The 1,095-nt window shown below is 60.3% G+C and carries 1 protein-coding gene and 2 pseudogenes; all 3 read left to right on the top strand.

Annotated features, from left to right (window positions below; all coding sequences use genetic code 11):
- Positions 1–534 (top strand): annotated as a pseudogene (locus tag H8F23_RS28730) (hypothetical protein); the annotation flags it as partial.
- Positions 535–554: 20 nt separating this feature from the next.
- Complete coding sequence (locus tag H8F23_RS28725; RefSeq protein ID WP_194936581.1) at positions 555–893, top strand: phage tail protein; 339 nt, start codon at positions 555–557, stop codon at positions 891–893.
- Positions 893–1,095: pseudogene (locus tag H8F23_RS28720) on the top strand (phage minor tail protein L); the annotation flags it as partial. The gene H8F23_RS28725 and the pseudogene H8F23_RS28720, both read left to right, overlap by 1 nt.

Below are 1,095 nucleotides of genomic sequence, written 5' to 3'. Positions count from 1 at the left end.
ATTTTCCCAAGCCTTGCCACTGCTGCTGCCGGATCGTATGCATCCTCAGCTGGCCCTGGCGGTTTCGACTACGGGTTGGGTGGCGCTTCATCAGGCATGACTTACAACCCTTCCGGGTTCTCGGATGGCGGGTACACCGGCCCGGGCGGAAAATTTGACCCAGCTGGGATCGTCCACGCCGGGGAGTTCGTGCTGCGCAAGGAAGTGGTGGGCCAGCCTGGTATGCGCGCATTCCTAGAGGGTCTGAACGCAAAAGGTTACGCGGATGGAGGCTTTGTACTCCCCGCTGGCAAGTCTTATCCGAGCGCTGCAATGCAAGCGGTAGGGCAAGTTCGGGGCGGCTCGTCGGTGACTATCCAGCAGGATATATCGGTTGACGGGTCGGGCGGGCAAGGTGGCTCCGCCTCTAGCGATATGAGTGCAGTAGCTCAGGCCTATGCGAAAGCAGCGAAGGACGGTGCGCAGCAGGAGATCGCCAAGCAACTTCAACGTGGCGGCATGATCTGGAGTGCCATCAATCGACCCGTCCGCTGAAACAATGACAGAGCGAAATCATGGCAGACACTTTTCACTGGTGCCCGTACATCGAGCCGACGGGCACTGGGACCTTCCGCGTTCGCAGCGCGCAGTTCGGCAACGGCTACCGACAGGTCGCTGGGGACGGCATCAATAATGAAGTGCAGAGTTGGCCGCTCACCTTCCGCGGGCGAGAGGCCTATGTTCAGCAGATCCTGAGCTTTCTCCGGGGCCGCAAGGGATTCATCCCCTTTGTCTGGACCCCGCCGCTTGGCTCGGCATCGCTGTTCACCTGCGCAACCTGGGGCGTCACCCCGCACGGCGCCGGGATATTCACCCTGACCGCGACATTCGAACAATATTTTGGGGCAGCCTGATGGCCGAGAGCATTTACGAGGATATCCAGAAGCTCGCACCGGGTCAGTACGTCGAGTTGTTCGAGTTGGACCTCAGCGCCTTGGGCGGCGATGTCTATTACTTCCACGGCTATACCCAGGTTGGGCCTGTCTTGTGGCAGGGTAAGGAGTACTCTCCCTGGCCGATCAAGGTGGAGGGGATGGGCATGACAGGCGAGGGTCA

Origin of the sequence: Pseudomonas neuropathica (genome assembly GCF_015461835.1) — a bacterium.
GTDB lineage: Bacteria > Pseudomonadota > Gammaproteobacteria > Pseudomonadales > Pseudomonadaceae > Aquipseudomonas > Aquipseudomonas neuropathica.
Note: the sequence above shows the minus strand (reverse complement) of the source record. Positions and strands in the feature narration are given on the sequence as shown.

Excerpts from the sequence above, each read along its gene's own strand:
- H8F23_RS28725 (WP_194936581.1), top strand. The coding sequence starts at position 555 with ATGGCAGACACTTTTCACTGGTGCCCGTACATCGAGCCGACGGGCACT.